Origin of the sequence: Streptococcus parasanguinis (genome assembly GCF_047465465.1) — a bacterium.
In the GTDB taxonomy this organism is placed as follows: Bacteria; Bacillota; Bacilli; order Lactobacillales; family Streptococcaceae; genus Streptococcus; species Streptococcus parasanguinis_AI.
This window is the reverse complement of record NZ_JASGZU010000002.1, coordinates 45052-61875: the sequence shown is the minus strand read 5'-3', so window position 1 is coordinate 61875 and position 16824 is coordinate 45052. Positions and strand designations below refer to the sequence as shown.

The window sequence follows — 16824 nt, the reverse complement described above, 5'->3', positions numbered from 1 at the left end:
AGTCTGTCTTGGGTTTTTTGTATGCATTTTTACCTGCCTTAACTGAATTGGTGACAGGCATCAGAAGGCCCAAGTGTGGACTGAGCACGTACTCAGCTCCTTGCTTGGGTTTTTTCTGTGCCATTTTGAAAAGGAGAATATATGATTAGAGCTATTTGGGAGTATATCAGGGAGCGCAAGTGGCGATATATAAAGATCGCTATGGTCCTGATTCTTTATGATTACACTTTATTGATCCCGACGCAAGTCATCCAGCGCTTAGTGGATCATTTGAGTCAGCGGACGCTGACGCAATCCAACTTTGTATGGGATATGGTCCTCTTGGTAGGATCAGCCATCCTCAATTACCTAACGGCTTTTTATTGGCAGTTGCGACTCTTTCAGTCGTCAGTCCATTTCAAGGCGACCCTTCAGGGACAAGCTTTTCGTAAGCTAGTAGCCATGCGGCGTCCCTTTTTTGAGAAATTCCGTTCAGGAGATCTCTTGACGCGCTTTACGACAGATGTGGATGGGATGGCTGATATGGCGGGTTACGGGATGATGGTGCTCCTGTTTGGCGGTGGCTTGTTTGCCTTTATTATTCCGACCATGTTTTTCATTTCTTGGCAATTAACCTTGATTTCCTTTATTCCTATGATCTTCCTCGTCGTCTCTACCTATTTTTTGAGTAGAAAGCAGGAGGAGTATGTTGAGCAAAACCGGGAAGCGGTCGCTCAGTTGAACGATGAAGTCTTGGAGTCGATCGAAGGGATCCGAGTCATGCGGGCCTATAGTAGACGGGATCAGCAGGTCAAACAGTTTCAGAAAAAAACGGCCAGTCTCTCCAAAACGGGGGATAAAATTGCCTCTATCCAGTATTCTTTTGGACCTTTAGCCCTGTTGTTTATTGGATTCTCGACAGTCTTGCTCCTGCTATTTGGAGGCCAGTCCCTGGCAAGCGGGCAATTGAGTCTTGGGAAATTATTGGCTTTACAGCTGTATTTGGTCTTTTTAATTGAGCCTATGTGGATGATGGCGGACCTGATCTTGGTCTACCAGACAGGGCAAATGTCCTATAAAAAATTAAAAGAAGTGATTGATGAAACGGATGATCTGGAGCCAGATGGTCCTCACTACTTAGAGCAGATTGATTTGGTGCAGTTTAAGGACTATTCTTTCAGCTATCCCGGTGCTGAGCGAAAGAGCCTGTTAGGCATTGATTGGACCATTCAGAAAGGACAGACGGTTGGGATTGTTGGTCGTACCGGTGCAGGAAAGACTACCCTAGTTCGACAATTCTTGCGGCAGTACCCAGTTGGTGAGGGAGAATTCTTGGTCAACCAGCAACCGATCGTGGACTACAACCGACACTCCATCGAAGAAAAAATTGGGTATGTTTCCCAAGAACATATTTTATTCTCCAAGTCTATCCGTGAGAATATAGCGCTTGGTAAAAAAGGAGCCAACCAAGAAGACTTGGTGGAAGCAGTAGCCCAAGCTGCTTTTGCGGATGATCTCGAGCGGATGTCTCATGGAATGGACACCCTGATCGGTGAGAAAGGGGTCTCTGTATCAGGAGGTCAAAAACAACGGATCTCTTTGGCGCGTGCCTTCTTAAGAGATGCAGAGCTCTTGCTGTTAGATGATTCCCTTTCGGCGGTGGATGCGAAGACTGAACAGGCCATTATTGACACGATTCAAAAAGAACGAAAAGACAAGACGACCATCATTGTTTCCCATCGCTTGTCGGCTGTTCATCAGGCGGATTGGATCATCGTCTTGGATCAAGGGCAGATTGTAGAAGAAGGCAGGGCTAGTGATTTATTAGCTCAAGAGGGCTGGTATTATGAACAATACCAACGGCAACAAAAACAGGAAGGAGAATAAGATGAAAGTTTTAAAACGATTATTATCGAGGATCACGCTTTATCCAACTGTCTTTCTTGCTGGCTTTATTTGCCTCTTACTAGCCACCATTTTTTCTGAATTGTCACCCTTTCTTCTCCAAAAGATGATCGATGGGCCTTTGACTGCATTGACCCACGGTGGCGGGCAAGGGGACTTGCTTCAGATGGGAGGATTCTATCTCTTGGTCTTGAGCCTGGGGCAGCTGATTAGCTACATGGGGAATCGGATCTTACTGCATGGAAGTAATCAAGTAACCGCTAGTCTGAGAGACCAAGCCTTTCAAGTCATGCAAGGACTGCCTATTTCTTATTTTGATGATAAGCCGGCTGGGAAGATCGCGACAAGAATTGTCAATGATACGGAGACCTTGCGGACCCAGTTTTATAACTCTTGTATGATTTTAGTCATCTACTTGGTGCGTTTCCTCTTTATCCTAGGGATTCTCTTTTACCTGAGTCCTATGATGGGCCTTCTCTTGTGTTTGGTCTTTCCGATTTTCTATGGGATTCAGTATCTCTACAAGGTCATGACGGACCAGCCTATGAAGGATTTCTTTGATGCGAGAAGCGAGGTCAATACCCAGGTCAATGAACTTTTGCATGGTGCTAGTATGATCCAGCTCTATCATCAAGAGCCTGGTGTGGTGGAGGAGTTTGAAGCCACTACCCAGAAGATGTTAGGAGCCAATGATCGAATCCTCTTAGCCGATTCCATTGCTTCTTGGACCTTGACGGAATTGCTCAAGTTTTTAGTGATTGCAGGCATTTTGACCATCGCTGGGATTTCTTTCCTAGAGGGTAATATCGGTGTGACGGCTGGTTTCTTATTTATCAATATTAACTATGTCATTAATCTATTTGATCTCATGGCCAATCTCAGTCGTCAATTCCCAAATATTCGGCGATCCTTAGAAACGGGGAGCCGCGTCCTTGCCTTCTTAGACCAACCCTTAGAGGCCGATGGTGCATCGGAACTGAAGATAGAAAAGGCTCTAGTCGTGTTTGACGACGTTCAATTTGCTTATGAAGAAGGCAAGCCAGTTCTGCGGGATATTGCCTTTCAGGCTAGTCCAGGTCAAACCATCGCTCTGGTGGGCCATACTGGATCGGGTAAGTCTTCGATTATGAACCTGCTCTATCGTTTTTATGATCCTCAAGAAGGGGCGATTTTGATCGATGGTCAAGATATTCGCCAAGTTTCTCGTGAGAGCCTGCGAAGCCACATGGGGATTGTTCTGCAGGATCCTTATCTATTTACGGGGACCATTGCTAGTAATGTGGCCATGAATCAGGATCACATTGATCGGGATGCGGTCCAAGATGCCTTGAAAAAAGTCGGGGCTTGGCCCTTTGTAGAGCGCCTTGAAAAGGGAATCGACCATCCAGTCGTAGAAAAAGGATCCGCCTTTTCAAGTGGTGAGCGCCAATTGATTTCCTTTGCGCGGACGCTCTATATGAATCCGCAAATTCTGATTTTGGATGAGGCAACTTCTCACATCGATACGGAAACAGAAGAAATCATCCAACAGGCTATGGCAGTCTTGCAAAAGGGCCGGACCACCTTTATCATTGCCCATCGCTTGTCCACTATCCAAGATGCGGATCAGATCTTAGTCTTATCCGAAGGACGCATTGTGGAGCGTGGTAGACACGAGGAACTAGTCACACAAGGCGGGATCTATGCTCAGATGAATGCCATCCAGCAAACAGTGGTGTAAGATTGTCCTGCAAAGAAAAAGATTGAAAACCAGCCTGTATCTAGTATATAGGCTGGTTTTATGCTATAATGAAGTGATAATAGTGAGGTGATCCAGATGTATATTGAAATGGTAGATGAGACTGGTCAAGTCTCTGACGAAATCTTAAAACAAACGCAAGAAATTTTAGAATTTGCTGCTCAAAAAATTGGGAAAGAAGACAAGGAAATGGCTGTGACTTTTGTAACCAATGAACGCAGTCATGAACTAAATCTTGAATACCGTGATACGGATCGTCCGACGGATGTCATCAGTTTAGAATACAAGCCGGAGATGGAGATTTCTTTTGACGAGGAAGACCTTGCAGAAAATCCAGAATTGGCAGAGATGATGGCTGAATTCGATACCTATATTGGTGAGCTCTTTATTTCAATTGATAAGGCGCGTGAGCAAGCTGAAGAATATGGCCACAGCTTTGAGCGCGAAATGGGATTTTTAGCAGTGCATGGTTTTCTTCACATCAATGGCTATGATCACTATACGCCGGAAGAAGAAAAGGAAATGTTTGGCTTACAGGAAGAGATTTTGACAGCCTATGGACTCACAAGACAATAAGCGAAAATGGAAAAATCGGGACTTCACTTCAAGCCTGGAGTTTGCGATAACAGGAATTTTCACGGCGATCAAAGAAGAGCGCAATATGCGCAAGCATGCCTTATCAGCCCTCGTAGCAATTCTTGCTGGTTTGGTATTTAGGATTTCTGCGACAGAATGGCTCTTTTTGTTGCTCAGCATCACCTTGGTGATTGCTTTTGAAATTATGAATTCAGCCATTGAAAATGTGGTGGATTTAGCGAGTAACTACCATTTCTCCATGTTGGCAAAGAATGCCAAAGACATGGCAGCTGGAGCAGTCCTGGTCGTATCAGGCTTTGCCCTACTGACAGGACTGGTGATTTTTGTGCCCAAATTCTGGGCCTTGGTATTTGGATAAGAGGGAGTATGCCCTCGTGAAAGGAAACTATGACATTTAAATCAGGCTTTGTAGCCATTTTAGGACGTCCCAATGTTGGGAAGTCAACTTTTTTGAACCACGTCATGGGGCAAAAAATTGCCATCATGAGTGACAAGGCGCAGACAACGCGCAATAAGATTATGGGGATTTATACGACGGATAAGGAACAGATCGTCTTTATCGATACCCCAGGGATTCACAAACCCAAGACAGCCCTTGGAGACTTCATGGTGGAGTCAGCCTATAGTACCCTTCGGGAAGTCGATACCGTACTCTTTATGGTGCCAGCAGATGAAGCGCGTGGCAAGGGTGATGATATGATCATTGAACGCCTCAAGGCTGCTAAGGTGCCGATTATTCTGGTGGTCAACAAGATCGACAAGGTGCACCCTGACCAACTCTTGGCGCAAATCGATGACTTCCGTAGTCAGATGGATTTCAAGGAAATTGTACCGATTTCAGCCCTTCAAGGGAACAACGTTTCGCGTTTGATTGACATTTTGAGCGAAAACTTAGAAGAAGGTTTCCAATATTTCCCTGCCGATCAAATCACTGACCATCCAGAGCGCTTCTTGGTCTCTGAAATGATCCGTGAAAAGGTTTTGCATTTAACGCGGGAAGAAATTCCCCACTCTATGGCAGTAGTAGTGGATTCTATGAAGCGGGATGAAGAGACAGATAAGGTCCATATCCGTGCAACCATCATGGTCGAGCGCGATAGCCAAAAAGGTATTGTCATCGGAAAAGGCGGGGCCATGCTTAAGAAGATTGGAACCCTTGCGCGGAAGGATATCGAGCTCATGCTAGGGGACAAGGTCTTCCTAGAAACTTGGGTCAAGGTCAAGAAAAATTGGCGGGATAAGAAATTGGATCTTGCCGATTTCGGATACAACGAAAAAGAATATTAAGAAGAGGTGGGCAGATGGCCTGCTTCTTGTTTTTGAAAGGAGTTCTATGCCGGAATTACCAGAAGTAGAGACCGTTCGACGAGGTCTTGAGAAATTAATTCTTGGGAAAACTATCCAGTCAGTGGAAGTAAAGTATCCAAAGATGATTCAGACGGATCTGGATGCTTTTCGTCACGATCTCCCAGGTCAAGAAATTCGGGCCCTGGGGCGCCGCGGGAAATACCTTTTATTTTATCTGACGGATCTGGTCCTCATCTCGCATTTGCGGATGGAAGGCAAGTATTTCTTTTATCCAGACGATGTTCCTCTTCGCAAGCATGCCCATGTCTTCTTTCATTTTACAGATGGCAGCACTCTGGTCTATGAAGATGTCCGCAAGTTTGGGACCATGGAAGTCTTAGTACCTGAGCTTGTCGACAGCTATTTTTGGGTGAAAAAGATTGGTCCAGAGCCGACGGAAGCGGATTTTAAAGGGCCAGCCTTCCAAGCAGCCCTTAAAAAATCAAAGAAACCCATTAAATCAGCTCTTTTAGACCAAAAATTAGTGGCTGGTTTGGGCAATATCTATGTAGATGAGGTTCTATATCGAGCCAAGGTTCATCCAGCTCGTTTGGGTCAAAACTTGACTGCTAGAGAAGCCAAAGCCATCCGCAAAGAAACGATTGCTGTGCTTGCTCAAGCTGTTGAAAAGGGTGGCTCCACCATTCGTTCCTACAGCAATGCTTTTGGAGAAGACGGCACCATGCAGGAAGAACACCAGGTCTATGGAAAAACAGGCCAGCCTTGTTTGCGCTGCGGGACACCGATTGAGAAAATCCAGCTGGGGGGACGCGGAACCCATTTTTGCCCCCACTGCCAAAAGGAGAACTAGATGGCAAGAATCATCGGATTAACAGGAGGGATTGCTTCAGGAAAGTCCACTGTCACCTCCTATTTGAAAGAAAAAGGATATCCTGTCATTGATGCGGATCAAGTGGTTCATGATTTGCAAGCACCAGGAGGAGCCCTCTACCGTGTCCTAGTGGATCATTTTGGGAGAGAGATCCTTACCAAAGAAGGAGAGCTGGATCGTCTAGCTTTGGGTCAGCGGATCTTTTCAAATCCTATTGAACGAGACTGGTCCAATCGCGTCCAAGGCAGGCTTATTCGTGAGGCTCTAGCTGAGGTAAGAGATAGACAAGCTGCACAATCCGATCTCTTTTTTATGGATATTCCTCTCTTAATCGAGCAGCACTATGAAGAGTGGTTTGAATCTGTCTGGTTGGTAGCTGTATCAAAAGAAACCCAGCTCAAGCGCCTGATGGAACGCAACCACTTATCGGAACTGCAGGCCCAAGAACGCATCTCGTCTCAAATGCCGCTAGATGAAAAAAGAGCCCATGCAGATCTGGTCTTAGACAATAATGGCGATCTAACGGCCCTCTATGCCCAAGTAGATGCAGCCCTACAACAATTAGAAAGAAGATGATTTTATTACAAGAGAAATCAATTGGCGTAAAAATCTATATATTGCCTGGATCGGGTGCTTTTTCATCGGAGCCAGCCTTTCTTTAGTCGTTCCTTTTATGGCCCTCTTTGTGGAAGAGTTGGGTGTTACGGGCAAGGCTGTTCCCTTTTATGCTGGGATAGCCGTCGCAAGTTCTTCTGTAACTTCTGCGATCATGTCTCCCATCTGGGGGAGCCTGGCCGACCGCTATGGTCGAAAACCTATGATGCTTAGAGCTTCCATTGCCATGACGCTGACCATGGGAGGCATTGCCTTTGTTCCATCCGTTTTTTGGCTCTTGGTCCTGCGTTTGCTCAATGGGGTCTTTTCAGGATTTGTCCCTAATAGTACGGCCCTGATTGCCAGTCAAGTTCCCAAGGACCAATCCGGCTATGCCCTAGGGACTTTGTCGACTGGTGTCGTAGCTGGAACCTTAATGGGCCCTTTGATTGGGGGACTCATTGCCGAAAATCTAGGAATGCGCAATGTCTTTCTCTTGGTCGGCTTCTTCTTATTTTTGGTTTCCCTCTTAACCTTCTGGGGTATCGAGGAAGAGTATGAGCCCCTTCCAAAAGAAGAACAAAAATCCAGTTGGGAGTTGCTCATGTCCATTCAGCAAAAAGATATCCTCTTGGGACTCTTTTTGACCAGCATGACCATTCAAATGATCGCCCAATCTATTTCTCCGATCCTGCCTCTTTATGTGCGAGCTTTGGGACAAAGAGATAACCTGATCTTTGTATCGGGGATGATTGTTTCGGCTATGGGAGTCTCTAGTATGCTCTTTTCAGGTTGGATGGGAAAACTCGGAGACCGAATCGGGAATCACCGGCTCTTATTAATCGCCCTTCTTTATAGTGGCTGTCTCTATATCCTTTGTGCCCAAGCGCAATCACCCCTTCAATTAGGGATTTTACGCTTCCTCTTTGGGATCGGGACAGGAGCCCTACTACCAGGAGTTTCCGCATTATTGAATCGATTAACCCCTCCTGAAGGGATCTCTCGGATCTTTAGCTACAACCAGCTCTTTTACTACTTAGGTGGCGTGTTAGGGCCAATGATGGGATCGAGTATTTTCATGCATTTTGGCTATCATTGGGTTTTTTACGGCACAGCCCTCTTGGCCTTTACCGATTTGATTTTCCTCTTATTCTTATTTAGAAAGTATTTGAAAGTGAGAGACGTACGTGCGAATTAAAGTTCAATTGACCTGCACAAGCTGTGGGAGTCAGAATTATTTGACCAGTAAAAATACCAAAACCCATCCCGAAAAGATCGAGGTCTTGAAGTATTGTCCCAAGGAAAGAAAAGTAACCTTACATATTGAATCAAAATGATTTTCATGGTATAATAGTGAGGATTTTAAGGAGTTTTGAATATGAGCGGAGCATTAACAACTATTTTACTAGTATTATCAGTATTGATTATTATCGCAATTTTTATGCAACCAACAAAAAACCAATCGAGCAACGTCTTTGACGCAAGCTCAAATGACTTGTTTGAACGTTCAAAAGCGCGCGGGTTTGAAGCCGTGATGCAGCGTTTAACAGCTATTATGATCTTCTTTTGGTTATTGATCGCGATGATCTTAATGGTACTTTCTAGTAGATAAGATAGGCTCAGACAATGTCTTTGCCTATTTTTATTTTGCAAAACAAAGACACACTTAGATAGGAAAAAGGAGGCTGGATAACCAGCAAATACATTCATGAAAACAAGTATTAAAGAATATTTACAAGAGCATGACAAAGCCCAGATCAATGATCTGGCAGCAGCTCTAGGAAAAGAAGGATCTAAGGATTTTCGTGACTTGGTCAAAACCATCTCTCTGATGGAACGCCGTCATGAGTTGAAATTCGAGGATGATGGCTCTCTTCGTTTGGCTCAAAAGAAGGCACCAGCCATTACCCTCAAGGGGATCTTTCATGCCCATAAAAATGGCTTTGGCTTTGTCAGTTTAGAAGGCGAAGAAGAGGACCTCTTTGTTGGTCGAAATGATGTCAACCACGCCATCGATGGGGATACTGTTGAGATCGTCATTACCAAGGTAGCAGACCGAAACAAAGGAACGGCAGCAGAAGCTAAGATTATTGATGTCTTGGATCATAGCGTCAAAACGGTTGTTGGACAAATTGTTCTGGATGAGGAAAAGCCCAAATATGCCGGCTACATCCGTTCGAAAAATCAAAAAATCAGCCAGCTGATCTATGTGAAGAAGCCAGCCATCCAATTGGAAGGTACCGAAATCCTCAAGGTCGAAATTGATCAATACCCGAGCCGCAAGCACAATTATTTTGTGGCAACTGTGCGGGATGTGGTTGGTCATGTGACAGATCCTGGAATTGATGTCTTGGAAGTGCTAGAATCTATGGATATCGTCTCAGAATTTCCAGAAGAAGTGCTGAAAGAGGCTGAGCAGGTTCCAGATGCACCGTCTGCAAAGGATTTAGAGGGGCGGTTGGATCTGCGAGAGGAGATTACCTTTACGATCGACGGAGCGGATGCCAAAGACTTGGACGATGCGGTCCATATTAAGCCACTCAAGAACGGCAATTTTGAGCTGGGGGTTCACATCGCAGATGTCTCTTATTACGTTACAGAAGGCTCAGCTCTTGATAAGGAAGCTCTAAATCGTGCAACCTCCGTCTATGTGACCGACCGAGTAGTACCCATGCTTCCGGAACGCTTGTCCAATGGGATTTGTTCTTTAAATCCGAATGTGGACCGCCTGACCCAGTCTGCCATCATGGAGATTGATCCCCATGGAAAGGTCGTCAAGCACACCATTACCCAAACTGTCATCAATACGACCTTCCGAATGACCTATAGTGACGTCAATGATATCTTAGCAGGCGACGAAGAAAAGGCTCAAGAGTTTAAGAAAATTGTCCCAAGTATTCACCAAATGGCTACCTTGCACGGTATTCTAGAAAGCATGCGGATTCGCCGAGGAGCCCTCAATTTTGATACCAATGAGGCTAAAATCCTAGTCAATAAAGAAGGAAAACCGGTCGACATTGTCCTCCGTCAAAGAGGAATTGCGGAGCGGATGATTGAATCCTTTATGCTGATTGCCAATGAAACGGTAGCGGAACACTTTACGCGACTGAAATTGCCGTTTATCTACCGGATCCACGAAGATCCAAAGGCAGAAAAAGTACAGAAGTTTATCGACTATGCTTCTAGCTTTGGGATCCAGATCTACGGAACGGCTAGTGAGATGAGCCAAGAAGCCCTGCAAGAAATTATGCGCAAGGTTGAAGGAGAACCTTATGCGGATGTCCTTTCGATGATGTTGTTGCGCTCGATGCAACAGGCCCGTTATTCAGAGCACAACCATGGCCACTATGGGCTTGCTGCTGAGTTTTATACCCACTTTACTAGTCCCATCCGTCGGTATCCGGACCTGATGGTTCATCGAATGGTGCGCGAATACGGAAAATCCCAAGAAGTGGCAGAGCACTTTGAACAAGTCCTTCCAGACATTGCCAGCCAATCCTCTAGTCGGGAACGCCGGGCTATTGATGCGGAGCGCGAAGTAGAAGCCATGAAGAAGGCTGAATACATGGAAGACTATGTTGGGGAAGAATACGATGCCGTGGTTTCCAGTGTGGTTAAATTTGGCCTCTTTGTGGAGTTGCCAAATACGGTTGAAGGCTTGATCCATATTACCAATCTCCCTGAATTCTACCACTTTAATGAACGAGATCTAACCCTTCGCGGGGAAAAATCAGGAGTAACCTTCCGTGTCGGTCAGCAAATCCGGATCAAAGTAGAAAGAGCCGACAAGATGACAGGAGAGATTGATTTCTCTTATATTCCAAGTAAATGGGATGTCGTCGAAAAAGGCCTCAAGTCTAAAGGACGTGACCGAGATGGCAATCGTAGAGATCGCAGACGCAAGGACAAAAAAGTTTCTAAGGGATCAACCGCTAGAAAAGATGACAAGCGGAAAGATTCTTCCTCTAAATCCAAAAAGAAAAAAGGGAAGAAACCATTTTACAAGGAAGTAGCAAAGAAAGGAGCCAAACATGGCAAAGGGCGAAGGAAAGGTAGTCGCGCAAAATAAAAAGGCGAGACATGACTACACCATCGTGGATACGATTGAAGCAGGGATGGTGCTGACGGGGACAGAGATCAAAAGTGTCCGTGCAGCACGCATTAACTTGAAAGATGGCTTTGCACAAGTGAAAAATGGCGAAGTTTGGCTTAGCAATGTCCACATTGCCCCTTACGAGGAAGGCAATATCTGGAATCAAGATCCAGACCGTCGTCGCAAGCTCCTGCTTCATAAAAAGCAAATCCAAAAGCTGGACCAAGACACCAAAGGGACCGGAATGACCTTGGTGCCTTTGAAGGTCTATCTCAAGGATGGCTATGCTAAATTGCTTTTGGGGCTCGCTAAAGGGAAACATGATTATGACAAGCGTGAATCCATCAAGCGTCGGGAACAAAACCGGGACATCGCACGGGTCATGAAACAATACAATACACGTTAAAGAAAAAGGCAGTTTTGAAACTTGTTTCAGATCTGTCTTTTTTATGGTTTCTGCTTGTAATCGCTTGCAAAAGAAATGCTTATATTATATACTAAAATTAGGGTGTTGGTATAGTTGCTTTTCTTAGGCTTGAAAGTTTTTTTAGCCTCTTTTGTAGTCAATAAGGAGAAAGACTATGAAGAAAATCCTATTCAAACTACTGTTTGGCCTCATGCTGATCGCTCTCTTCCCTGTGCAGGTCGCACAAGCTTGTTCGGCCTTCATTGTAGGGAAGGACTTAACCACGGATGGCTCCATGCTGTATGGTCGTACAGAGGACTATCCCTATGCACCAGATGGCGGGCGCCACAATCAAAACTTTGTTGTAGTTCCAGCTAAGGACTATAAGGAAGGGGATAAGATCGAAGATGAGTCTAATGGTTTTACCTATCCACATTTGACTCATGAAATGAAGTACACAGCGACCTATGATGCTGCGCGTGGTGATGGAAGTAACGGGAATTTCGGAGCTCATGGTTTTAATGAAGTGGGCGTATCGATGACAGCGACGGTATCAGCGACTCCTCATGACAAGATTTTGAAAGCCGACCCTTTGGTCAAGGATGGCCTACCAGAAGCTTCCATGATCGACTTGGTCTTGCCTCGTGCAAAAACTGCTCGAGAAGGAATCGAAATTGTTGCCAAGACCTTGGATGAAAAAGGTTCTGCTGAAGGGAACATTATCGTCGTAGCAGATAAAAATGAGGTCTGGTACATGGAAATCCTCTCAGGTCATCAATATGTGGCCATTAAATTCCCACAAGACCGCTATGCGATTTTTGCCAATACCTACTATCTGGGACATGTGGATCTCAAGGACAAGGACAATGTCATTGCTTCAAAAGATGTAGAAGCAGTAGCTAAGAAAGCCGACCATTACAAGACGGATAAGGATGGCAAGTTCCATATTGCGGACTCTTATGGTCCGGATGAATACACGGAACGCAACCGCTCACGGACCTATGCAGGGATTACCCTGATGGATCCAAAAGCGGATGTCAAATATGATGATCAACACTTTGATCTGCTTCGTAAACCAACGGATCCTTCTAAAAAGTATAGTCTAGAAGATGTCTTTGCAGAACAACGGAACCGTTTTGAACACCTCAAACAATTTACAGCAGATGACTTGGCCGAACCAGGAAAAAAAGTCGATACCAAGAAATACAAGTATGCTTTAGGGAATGAAAACGTCATTGATGCCCATGTCTATCAAATCAAGAAAGACTTGCCAAGTCCATTTGGTGGAATCGTTTGGTTGGGTCTCGCTCAAAGTCGCAATACCCCATATGTCCCATTCTATGGCTTGGTCAATGACACCTATGGTGCCTTTAAAGTCCGCTCTGCTAAGTATGATCCAACTTCATGGTATTGGGCTGTTTGGCATATCGACCAAATGGTCATGAAATATCCAGACCTCTTTGGTACCAGTATCCAAGATAAATGGAAAGAAATGGAAACCGGCTGGATCAAGGAACAAGCTGCTTTGGATAAAAAATACAGTGGTCTCACAGATGACCAAGCCAAAGCCCTTCAAGGTGAAGTTACCAAGGAATCCATGGATCGAGCAGATGTAATCTTCAAACAAATCAAGGCTACTGAAAAGGAAATGGAAGATAAGATCCGTGAGGAAAAGGGCTTGGAAGCTGACTTTGTCTACGATGGCTATAACAAAGCGAATTTAATGGCTGCTGCTGAAAAAGAATCTTCTGATAAAAAGCCAGAAACTTGTCAGGAAGCTCTTGGAGATACCCCTAAAAAGGCTAGCCAAACCCAAGATTCAAGTGTGGTCTTCTCAGTCCTTCTTGGAGTATTGGCTGTTTGTGGATTTAGTTTAGCTGGATTCTTTTATAAAAAATCAAAAAATAAAGAGGATGAATAGATCCTAACAAGGAGGTTTCGCTAGAAAGCGGAGCCTCTTTTTCCAACTTGTAAAAAGGGTCTTTTTTCTGTATGATAAGGGTACTGAAAGAAAAAGGAGAAGCAGTATGACACAAAAATTGATCGCTTACAAACGCATGCCTATCTGGACCAAGGATACCATGCCAGAAGCTCTTCAAAGAAAGCACAATACCAAGGTGGGAACCTGGGGGAAGATTACAGTTTTAAAAGGTCAGTTACGATTTATTGAATTGACCGAAGAGGGGGAAGAAATCGCGAGCCACCTCTTTGAAACAGGAGCAGAGAACCCCATGGCCGAGCCCCAGGCCTGGCATCGTGTCGAAGCGGCGACTGACGATGTGGAGTGGTACCTAGAATTTTACTGTGAGCCAAAAGACTATTTCCCCAAAAAATACAACACCAATCCTGTCCATTCAGAAGTGCTAGAAGCAGTGGGAATTGTCCCCGCTGGAAAGGCATTGGATCTAGGATGCGGGCAAGGACGCAACGCCCTCTTTTTGGCCCAACATGGCTTTGACGTGACAGCAGTAGACCAAAATGAACTGGCTCTTGAGATCTTACAAAGTATTGTCGCTGAGGAAGATCTGGACATGCCTGTGGGTCTCTATGATATCAATGCTGCAGCTCTTACCCAAAACTATGATTTCATCGTATCGACTGTGGTCCTCATGTTTTTAGACGCTGATCGGATTCCAGCGATTATCCGCAATATGCAAGAGCATACCAATCCAGGGGGTTACAATCTCATTGTCTGTGCCATGGATACGGAAGATTATCCTTGCCAGATGCCCTTCTCGTTCACCTTTAAAGAAGGAGAATTGGCGGAGTATTACAAGGATTGGGAATTGGTCAAGTACAATGAAAATCCTGGCCATCTCCATCGTCGAGATGAGAATGGCCATCGGATTCAACTTCGATTTGCAACCATGTTGGCAAAGAAAAAATAAAGAAAAAGCAGGAGCCTAGCATCCTGCTTTTTTGCTTTCTACAAACAAGTTGAACAAGGTGATCTATATGTTGTTCATTTGCCAAAAAGAAAAACCTTCTCCATAAAGGAAGGAAAAGGTTGGGGAATTTAGTTCCAGTTAGCAAAGTTGCAGACGCTGAGAATAATCGTCCCGATTTCGATTGGCTCTTCTTTCGCACCGGATTCTAACCAGGTCACAATCACAGATTCAATCGTAGCGATGAAAATTTCTAGACCATACTTGTATGGAACTTGAAAGTCTGAAATGATGTGTTCTTCAGCATGGGGAGTATCGTCTAATGCATGGAGGGTAAAACTTCTTATTAGTTTACGGAAGTCTGAGCAGCAGGATTGGGACAATGCATAAATAAAATCATAATTCTCTTTAATAGCAGTCAAGACATTGAGAAAGTTTACCTTGACAGGGCTTCCTTCAACGAAGAGGCTATCCAATTCTTGCATCATGTCCATTTTCATTTGCTCAAACATATCGTATTTATCGACATAGTGCAAGTAGAAGGTCCCGCGGTTAATCCCAGCGGTTTCAGTTAATTGTCGAATAGTGATGCTTTCAAAAGGTTGTTGCAAGAGGAGTTTTGAGAGCGCATTTCGTAAGTCTGACTTGGTTGTTGTTTGTCTTTGGCGTACCATATGTTCCTTTCTATAGTTGTATAAATCTGTTTCTATTTATTTGATGTTGAAATAATTTATAGGTTAAATAATTTCACGACACTAACAAATAGCATTATACTCCAAAAATATAAATTAGACAATAATTCTCATTTTTGTACAGATAACGAAAAGTGTACAAAAATTTTACAAATTTATGAATGACGGGCATTGACAAGATTTTGTGAAAATCTCACAATAATTAGTGATTTAAATTAATTCCCTCCTAAAAAAATGGTCAGGAAATTTTTAGGAAAAGGAGGAACAAGATGAAGGGATGAACAAAAAACCAGCGCGATTTAAAGTGCTGGTTTCTTTATTTGATAAAAGTCGTCACAATCAAATTGAAATTTAAGATGGTTAAGACAATCGCAACGAGATAGCCTAAGAAGGTATTCCATTTCGCATTGACATGCTCTCCCATGATTTCCTTGTTGGAGGTGAAATAAACCAGAGGGAAGATGGAGAAAGGAAGGGCCACTGATAGGAAGACTTGAGAATATACCAGAAGGTCATCGAGGACATGTTCTTGGTCACCGAATAAAATTGCGACAATGATAACGGGAAGGAGGGCAATGATCCGAGTCATGAGACGCACCACCCATTGTGGTAGTCTGAATCGCAAGAAACCTTCCATAACGATTTGACCGGTTAGGGTCCCAGTAATGGTTGAATTTTGACCACTAGCTAACAAAGCGATGGCAAAGAGGGTGGACAAGAAAGGACTAGCGATGGCACCAGCAATATGGTTATCCTTGAGGGCATTGTACATGCTAGAGAAAGCACCAATCTTATCTCCGTGTCCGAAGAAGAGGGCCGCTCCAAGAATCAAGAGGAGGGAGTTGACGACAAAAGCCAAACTCAATTCAATATTTGAATCCCAGGTCATAAAGCGCACTGCCCGTTTGATATCTGCTGGATCTTTGTAATCGACCTTTCGCGTTTGCGAAATGGAAGAGTGGAGATAGAGGTTGTGGGGCATCACCGTTGCTCCGATGATTCCAAGAGCCAGGGTTAAGGCTTCATTTCCTTTTGGAAGCCCAATTCCCAATACTTCTTTTTGAGGCAGGAAGCCAGCGAAGATTCCCCCAATATCTGGTTTGGATAGGAATACCAAGTAGCCAAAAATTGCAAGGATCGTAAGGATCAAGGTTGAAACTATGGCCTCGATCTTTCGAAATCCTAGATGCATAAGGCCCAATAAGAGGAAAACATCAAAGATGGTGATCAGAATGGAAAAGAGCAAAGGCCAACCAAAGAGGAGGTGGAGGGCAATCCCTGAGCCGATGACTTCCGCCAAATCTGTCGCCATCAAGGCAAGCTCGATCACAATCCAAAGGGTATAGCGAAGCCATTTTGGCAAGTGATGGGCGGTTGTTTGGGCCAGGTCCTTACGATGGACAATCCCTAATTTCCCAGCCATTTGTTGCAACTGCATGGCGATCAAAGACGAGAGAAGAACCACTGATAAGAGGAGGTAGCGGTATTGGGCCCCTCCGACCACACTGGTAATCCAGTTTCCCGGATCCATATAGCCGACAGCTACCAGACTTCCTGGTCCTGAAAAGAGTAGAAGAGTCTTCCAAAAGGGGATGCCTTTTGGCACGTCAATAGACTGGTTGATTTCTTGAAGTGATTTCCTTTCAAACTGTTGTAAACTCACGATGAGCCTTCTTTCTAAGAATAAATCAATTTGTCTCTAATTATAGCATAAAATTTATAATCCTTCATGATAATTTAGGATAACCTTGTTTTC

16 protein-coding genes are annotated in these 16824 nt (G+C 44.4%); 14 read left to right on the top strand and 2 right to left on the bottom strand.

Annotated features, from left to right (window positions below):
* Positions 1-141: 141 nt before the first annotated feature.
* The 14 genes from tetA(46) (at position 142) to tehB (ending at position 14379) form a co-directional block, all read left to right on the top strand.
* Complete coding sequence (gene tetA(46), locus QM351_RS04715; RefSeq protein WP_414326764.1) at positions 142-1866, top strand: tetracycline efflux ABC transporter Tet(46) subunit A; 1725 nt, start codon at positions 142-144, stop codon at positions 1864-1866.
* Position 1867: 1 nt separating this feature from the next.
* A complete protein-coding gene (tetB(46), locus tag QM351_RS04710; RefSeq protein WP_414326763.1) occupies positions 1868-3604 on the top strand; it encodes a tetracycline efflux ABC transporter Tet(46) subunit B in 1737 nt (578 codons plus the stop codon).
* 96 nt (positions 3605-3700) lie between these two features.
* Positions 3701-4198: an rRNA maturation RNase YbeY gene (gene ybeY, locus QM351_RS04705; protein WP_003005431.1), complete on the top strand. Its 498-nt coding sequence runs from the start codon at positions 3701-3703 to the stop codon at positions 4196-4198.
* A complete protein-coding gene (locus tag QM351_RS04700) occupies positions 4179-4577 on the top strand; it encodes a diacylglycerol kinase family protein (RefSeq protein WP_003008202.1) in 399 nt (132 codons plus the stop codon). Before ybeY ends, QM351_RS04700 begins: the two co-directional genes overlap by 20 nt.
* 29 nt (positions 4578-4606) lie before the next feature.
* Complete coding sequence (gene era, locus QM351_RS04695) at positions 4607-5506, top strand: GTPase Era (protein WP_414326761.1); 900 nt, start codon at positions 4607-4609, stop codon at positions 5504-5506.
* Between the two features lie 46 nt (positions 5507-5552).
* Positions 5553-6377 (top strand): DNA-formamidopyrimidine glycosylase, encoded by an 825-nt coding sequence (gene mutM / locus QM351_RS04690; RefSeq protein ID WP_414326760.1) that lies wholly within the window; start codon positions 5553-5555, stop codon positions 6375-6377.
* Complete coding sequence (coaE, locus tag QM351_RS04685; protein WP_414326759.1) at positions 6378-6974, top strand: dephospho-CoA kinase; 597 nt, start codon at positions 6378-6380, stop codon at positions 6972-6974. It begins immediately after the preceding gene.
* Positions 6975-6990: 16 nt separating this feature from the next.
* Complete coding sequence (locus tag QM351_RS04680) at positions 6991-8190, top strand: multidrug efflux MFS transporter (protein ID WP_414327018.1); 1200 nt, start codon at positions 6991-6993, stop codon at positions 8188-8190.
* Complete coding sequence (gene rpmG, locus QM351_RS04675; protein WP_003005699.1) at positions 8180-8329, top strand: 50S ribosomal protein L33; 150 nt, start codon at positions 8180-8182, stop codon at positions 8327-8329. Before QM351_RS04680 ends, rpmG begins: the two co-directional genes overlap by 11 nt.
* 41 nt (positions 8330-8370) lie before the next feature.
* Complete coding sequence (secG, locus tag QM351_RS04670) at positions 8371-8604, top strand: preprotein translocase subunit SecG (RefSeq protein ID WP_003008189.1); 234 nt, start codon at positions 8371-8373, stop codon at positions 8602-8604.
* 96 nt (positions 8605-8700) lie between these two features.
* Complete coding sequence (rnr, locus tag QM351_RS04665) at positions 8701-11061, top strand: ribonuclease R (RefSeq protein ID WP_414326758.1); 2361 nt, start codon at positions 8701-8703, stop codon at positions 11059-11061.
* The gene (gene smpB / locus QM351_RS04660) at positions 11024-11491 is read left to right on the top strand and encodes an SsrA-binding protein SmpB (RefSeq protein ID WP_003005443.1); all 468 of its coding nucleotides are present in this window, start codon (positions 11024-11026) and stop codon (positions 11489-11491) included. Before rnr ends, smpB begins: the two co-directional genes overlap by 38 nt.
* 175 nt (positions 11492-11666) lie before the next feature.
* Positions 11667-13412 carry a C69 family dipeptidase gene (locus QM351_RS04655; RefSeq protein WP_414326757.1) on the top strand — a complete coding sequence of 582 codons (1746 nt, stop codon included), beginning with the start codon at positions 11667-11669 and terminating at the stop codon, positions 13410-13412.
* Between the two features lie 106 nt (positions 13413-13518).
* Entirely contained in the window at positions 13519-14379 is an 861-nt protein-coding gene (gene tehB / locus QM351_RS04650; protein ID WP_414326756.1) for an SAM-dependent methyltransferase TehB, read from the top strand.
* A 128-nt stretch (positions 14380-14507) separates the two neighbouring features.
* On the opposite strand, the gene QM351_RS04645 is transcribed toward tehB, so the two are convergent.
* Positions 14508-15050, bottom strand: coding sequence for a TetR/AcrR family transcriptional regulator (locus tag QM351_RS04645; protein ID WP_227223606.1), 543 nt, complete (start codon positions 15048-15050; stop codon positions 14508-14510).
* A 334-nt stretch (positions 15051-15384) separates the two neighbouring features.
* Entirely contained in the window at positions 15385-16731 is a 1347-nt protein-coding gene (locus QM351_RS04640; protein WP_037608002.1) for an Nramp family divalent metal transporter, read from the bottom strand.
* Between the last annotated feature and the right edge of the window lie 93 nt (positions 16732-16824).